The sequence below is a fragment of the Novosphingobium chloroacetimidivorans genome, assembly GCF_014204535.1.
GTDB classification, from domain to species: Bacteria; Pseudomonadota; Alphaproteobacteria; order Sphingomonadales; family Sphingomonadaceae; genus Novosphingobium; species Novosphingobium chloroacetimidivorans.
In genome coordinates, this window is the sequence record NZ_JACHLR010000054.1 from 1 (window position 1) to 5,079 (window position 5,079).

The following is a 5,079-nucleotide window of genomic DNA, read 5'->3' on the forward strand; positions in this document are numbered from 1 at the left end:
TGAGAAAGCGTCGGTTATCATGAGCAGGGCGGGATTTGCGGCCACGTTCCGATGGCAGCAGTCCCGCAATCACTTCCCATTCCTCGTCTGTCAAACCACCCCGAGCCATTGCCACTCCCGCAAAGAGCCGCTTTGAATCAGATGTCAGCCTGTCTGGGAATCCACTTTGTCAACGTGGCCTAGTAGGGGGCGAAAGACGTAGTCGGGTAAAGGACGGTATGGCACAACAGTCGCAGTACAGAGCTAGAAGAACTAATGCTAACCAACGTCTAATAATTACGCGCTTGTGACTGGTTCATGTCCGCGAACTCTCGTCGGGCCCGCAGCCTTCGGTGCTGTACCAAAGGACAAGTAGAATTTAGCATCCGACTACGTGCCTGATCTCCCAAATACTGCCTGCGTCTTTGCGGGCGTCCGCAGATCGATCCCAAAGGATCATGGTTTCAGGCGACGAGCGCCGCGGCAGCAGCCAAGGCCTGGTCAGCTTGCCGCCGCCTCCAAGTAGCCGGGCGGCTCGCAGTGCAGATGCAACCCTCGTGCCCCGGTCTAAACACAATGTTAACGACTCTTCTGTTTAGGTATACTGGATACGGTGGGGTGACTTTGTTCAGGTCGTTGGTCAGCAAAGTCGTCGGCTTGGGTGTGCTCCTGCTGGTCGCCTTAATCACTCTTGCTGGGCTACTCGCGATCTCCTCCCAGCAGGTGGCACGCAGTTTCACTTGGGTCGAGCACACACAGCTGGTCCTCCGCGCCGCGGCTGAGCCGGTCGATCTAGTGCGTCAGGTCGAGTCGGATGTGCGTGGCATTGTTCTTTCTGGCGATCGGCCCAACGCCTATGCAAGCACTCCTTTGCTTAAGCGTGCCTCACGTCAGCTAGACGATCTTGTGCGCCTTACCGTGGATAATCCAGCTCAACACGAGCGGGCGAAAGCTCTTCAAAGGGCGCTAGAACGGCGGATAGCCTTCTTATCTGCCACCCTTGCCGTCGGCAGCGGGCCCCTGGGTGACGATAGTAGCGCTGCAACCAGCAAGAGGCGTACAGCTGAAGCGCGTCGGTTGATGGCTGATGTCGATCAGTTGCGTGACGCTCTTATCGCCGCAGAGAAACGTCTGCTCGTCCAGCGATCCAACGAGGCAGCTCAGAAGCTGCGCTTCAACGAGCGCCTTCTTCTGATTGGCGTCCCCATAATCGCACTTGTCACTGCTTTTCTTATCTACCTCATCATCCAGGCGATCCGCCGACCGACACGAGCTTTGGAGGAGGCCATGGCAGCGATGAGTCTGGGCGGCCGCGCGGAGCGCCTGGATGAGAACACCATGCGATCGCGCGAATTTACGCGCATTGCGCTTGGGTACAATGCAATGATTTCGCGCCTCGAAGAGGCCGCGGCGTCACAGGTGAGAAGCGAGCAAACTCTACAAGCGCTAAATTGTGAGCTTAGCGAACATAGTGCTGCCCTCGAGGTTCGCAACCAGGCCATTGAGCGGCTCGGCATGATGGCTCATCGGATGCAGGCTGCTCGCACGGACGGGGAGCTGGCGGAGGTGGTCTGCCGCTTCTTGCCACAGATCCTTCCGGGCATGTCTGGAGCGGTTTACGCGCACAACAATTCGCGAAATCTACTTGTCCAGATTGCAACATGGGGTGCGCCGTTCGATGCTGCTGACCGCTTCAGCCCGGACGAGTGTTGGGCCTTGCGATTGGGCCAAGGTCACGAGCAATCGACGGATAAGCTTGATGTGACGTGCAAGCACGTCGACGGCCGCCCGAGCTACCATTGCGAGCCTCTACTCGCCGGTGGCGAAGTCATTGGCCTACTCTACTTGGATCAGATCATCCCGTCCGACATGCAGTTTCGACTGAGGGCGGTTGCGGAAGATATTTCCTCGGCGCTGGTGAACCACCGTCTGCAAAGAGATCTTCGCGAGCAGACGATCCGCGACCCGCTCACATCATTATTCAATCGTCGTTACTTGGAGGAGGCACTCAACACGGAAGTCGCCAGGTCGATCCGATCTAAAGAGCCCGTCACCGTCATTATGTGCGACGTGGATCACTTCAAACGCTTCAATGATGAGTTCGGGCACGACGCAGGCGACTACGTGCTAAAAGCGATCGCATCGACGTTGCAGTCTCATTTTCGCGGCGGTGACATAGTTTGTCGCTACGGGGGAGAAGAGTTCACGGTCGTGGCGCCAGCGTCCACGCCTGAGGCGATGCTCGTGCGCGTAGAAAATCTGCGCGCCAGCATCAACAGCATGCAACTGCGATTCTCAGGTCAAGCGCTTGGAAGCTTAAGTGCATCCTTCGGCATGGCATCGCTTGTCGCTACAACTGAAATGGAAGGGGCGACCCTCGTCCAAGCTGCCGATGAAGCTCTGTACCGAGCGAAGCGAGAGGGAAGAAATCGAGTGATTGTGGCAGAGTAGCGCTTCGAAAATTGGTAAGCTACACCTGAATAATAATGTTTCGCTCTACATTTTGGGTATATGTGGATGACAAACAACGGCGAGGTTTTCGCGAACGGCCGGGCCGGGATTATTTAAGACGCTCGGGGGGCACGCGCAACCTTCGGGTATCTTCAAAGCTCTCGGTGCTTGGAAGATTAGTATTTACTCATTGGGCCATTGGACGCTTGGCTTGTTCAAGGATGCTGTGGTTGAGCTCACCTCGTTGTAGTCTCGACGCCAACCCTCGCACTTTCTTACCGCGTCATCGAGGTTTATGAACCATTGGGCCTTCAGGCACTCCGCCCAGAACTTGCCGTTGAAGCTCTCATTGAACGCATTATCCGTTGGCTTGCCAGGCCGCGAGAAGTCCAGCGTCGCCCCCTTGATGTAGGCCCACAAGTCGAGCTCGCGAGAGACAAATTCGCTGCCGTTGTCCGCCCTGATCGATGCGGAATAGCCCACCTGCGCACAGACCCGTTCGAGTACTTCGACTACATCTGGAGCCCGGAAGCCCAACCGCGGAACAACCGCCGGCGAAAAAACCGGCTGAACGTATCGACCACCGTCAGGATACGTAGCTTCAGCCCGGTCGCCAGCTGGTCATGGACGAATTCCAAGGCCCACACATCATCGACGCGGGAGGCCACGCAGCGGCCTTCCCTCAGCTTCGCCTGCACCCGCCGCTTGGGCGCCTTCTTGTGGAGTTGAAGGCCCAGCTCCTTGTGAAGCCTATAGACCCGCTTGCCATTGACTTCCCAGGTGTTGCGTCGAAACAGGACATGGATCCGACCATATCCATAGCATACGCGCGTTTCCGCGATCTCCTTGATCCGCTTTTTGAGCTGGGCCTGCTCGGTGCCCTTGCCACGATAGTGGTAGCTCGACCGTTCCGCTCGAAACACCGCGCAAGCCGGCCGGATGCTGACCTGCCAAGTGCTTCGGACATCACCGATCAGCTGGCGCCGCCGATCAGGCCTTAAAGCTTTCGCGAGACGACATCCTGCAGCATCGCCTTATCTAGGCTCAGGTCCGCCACCAAGCGTTTCAGCTCAGCGTTCTTCTACTCAAGCTGGCGCAGCCGCTTCATCTCCGACGGCCTCAATCCGGCATACTTCTTGCGCCAGTAATGGGATGGACGGCTCTCCCTTCTCGTCGGAGCTGGAGACTTCGACAGAAAGGAGATGGAACATGACAGTGGCAATCCTTGGTATCGATGTGGCGAAGAACATATTCCGGCTGCATGGCGAGGATCCGGAATGCACAACAGTTCTACAACCGCGGGTCCGACGTGATCGGCTGATGGAAGATGGAAGATGGAAGATGGAAGATGTGGCGGTCCTTCCTCCCTGTGTCATCGCAATCGAAGCATGCACCGGTGCATTTACTGGCAGCGCCGGTTTGAAGAAGTCGGGTACAAGGTGCGGATCATCGCGCCCCAATATGTCAAGCCATTCGCTCGTCGCCAGAAGAACGACCCCAACTAAGCAGTTGCCATCTGCAGGGCACTGGGGCAACCGGGCATGAGGTTCGTTCCCGGCAAGACCTTCGAGCAGCAAGACATTCAAGCACTCCACTGAGGCCGCAAGCGCCCAGTCGATCACCGCACCGCCCTAGTGGCGCAAATGCGCGGTCTGCTGCTGGACCGCGGCGTTGCCTTTGCTCAGTCGATGTCTCGCGCACGACGTGAGATCCAAGCTTTGTTGGATGAGGGTACGCCTGAACTCAGCGAACTCTTCCGGTCGATGCTCGCCCAGCTCTATGCCTGTTTCCTCGCGTTGGATGAGCAAATCGCTTGGTTTGATCGCGAGATTGATGCGGTTTTCCGGTCCAACGAAACCTGCCAGCGCCTCGCCAAGATCAGAGGCGTTAAACCAAAAACCGCAACTGCCATTGTCGCGGCGGTCGGCGCTGGCGCGGAGTTTGACAACGAAAGGCACTTGGCCTCGTGGATGGGTCTGGTTCCACAACAGCACTCCAGCGGCAATCGCCAAAGGCTTTTCGGCATCTTCAAACGTGGAGATCGGCATCTGCGAACGCTGTTGATCCATGCCCCGCGCGCCGTCGTGAGATCATCGGCTCGTCGCAACGATGCATAAGCTGCATGGGCGCCAGCATTCCTGGTGACGCCGGATAGATGTTGGCACCCAAGTTTGCCGGAACGCTGATCAAATCGCTTGCACCGGGAGAGCAGTCCATAGATGTAGAACGTCACCTCGCTGATCCCGGCCTTGCGGCACACCTGGCCGATCGACGTGCCGTCCTCAGCCTGCTTGAGCACGAACGCGATCTGCGCCTCGCTGAACTTGGTCCTCTTTATTCGCTCACTCCGTATTCTGACCCCCCAAGCATAAATGGAGTTTTTTCAGCTCAGAACGATCCAGGATCCAGGATCCAGGATGCAGGTCACACTGGTTCAAGCACCGGATCGTGAGCCAACATGTGGCGCCCTTGGGTGCGCGAGCAATGGCGGCAGCCGAGAAGCGAGGCGGCGAGAGATCCTCGACGACAGTTTGCAGCGATTCGCCGCCACTGAGCGGCAGAGTAGCAGGCATTGTGCAGCGGACACGTATTGCGGATCGATGTTCCTGAGTGGCGTCGGCGTAAGCTTAACCCGCGGTCTTCGTCATC

Annotated in this window: 3 protein-coding genes and 3 pseudogenes; 3 read left to right on the forward strand and 3 right to left on the reverse strand. The window is 57.6% G+C overall.

What is annotated here, in order from left to right; genetic code table 11:
- A pseudogene (locus HNO88_RS23215) lies at positions 1-109 on the reverse strand (IS5 family transposase); the annotation flags it as partial.
- A gap of 506 nt (positions 110-615) precedes the next feature.
- Here HNO88_RS23215 and HNO88_RS21510 point away from each other — a divergent pair.
- Entirely contained in the window at positions 616-2,430 is a 1,815-nt protein-coding gene (locus tag HNO88_RS21510) for a sensor domain-containing diguanylate cyclase (RefSeq protein ID WP_184250802.1), read from the forward strand.
- 183 nt (positions 2,431-2,613) lie between these two features.
- On the opposite strand, the pseudogene HNO88_RS22585 reads toward HNO88_RS21510, so the two are convergent.
- A pseudogene (locus HNO88_RS22585) lies at positions 2,614-3,574 on the reverse strand (IS3 family transposase); the annotation flags it as partial.
- Between the two features lie 65 nt (positions 3,575-3,639).
- Here HNO88_RS22585 and HNO88_RS21525 point away from each other — a divergent pair.
- Entirely contained in the window at positions 3,640-3,975 is a 336-nt protein-coding gene (locus tag HNO88_RS21525) for a hypothetical protein (protein ID WP_184250810.1), read from the forward strand.
- 98 nt (positions 3,976-4,073) lie between these two features.
- On the forward strand, positions 4,074-4,547 hold the full coding sequence (locus tag HNO88_RS23160; RefSeq protein WP_376768804.1) for a transposase: 474 nt from the start codon (positions 4,074-4,076) through the stop codon (positions 4,545-4,547).
- Between the two features lie 104 nt (positions 4,548-4,651).
- Here the strand turns inward: HNO88_RS23160 and HNO88_RS21535 are convergent.
- Positions 4,652-4,768 (reverse strand): annotated as a pseudogene (locus tag HNO88_RS21535) (transposase); the annotation flags it as partial.
- Positions 4,769-5,079: the final 311 nt, after the last annotated feature.

Excerpts from the sequence above, each read along its gene's own strand:
- HNO88_RS21525 (WP_184250810.1), top strand. The coding sequence starts at position 3,640 with ATGACAGTGGCAATCCTTGGTATCGATGTGGCGAAGAACATATTCCGG.
- HNO88_RS23160 (WP_376768804.1), top strand. The coding sequence starts at position 4,074 with ATGCGCGGTCTGCTGCTGGACCGCGGCGTTGCCTTTGCTCAGTCGATG.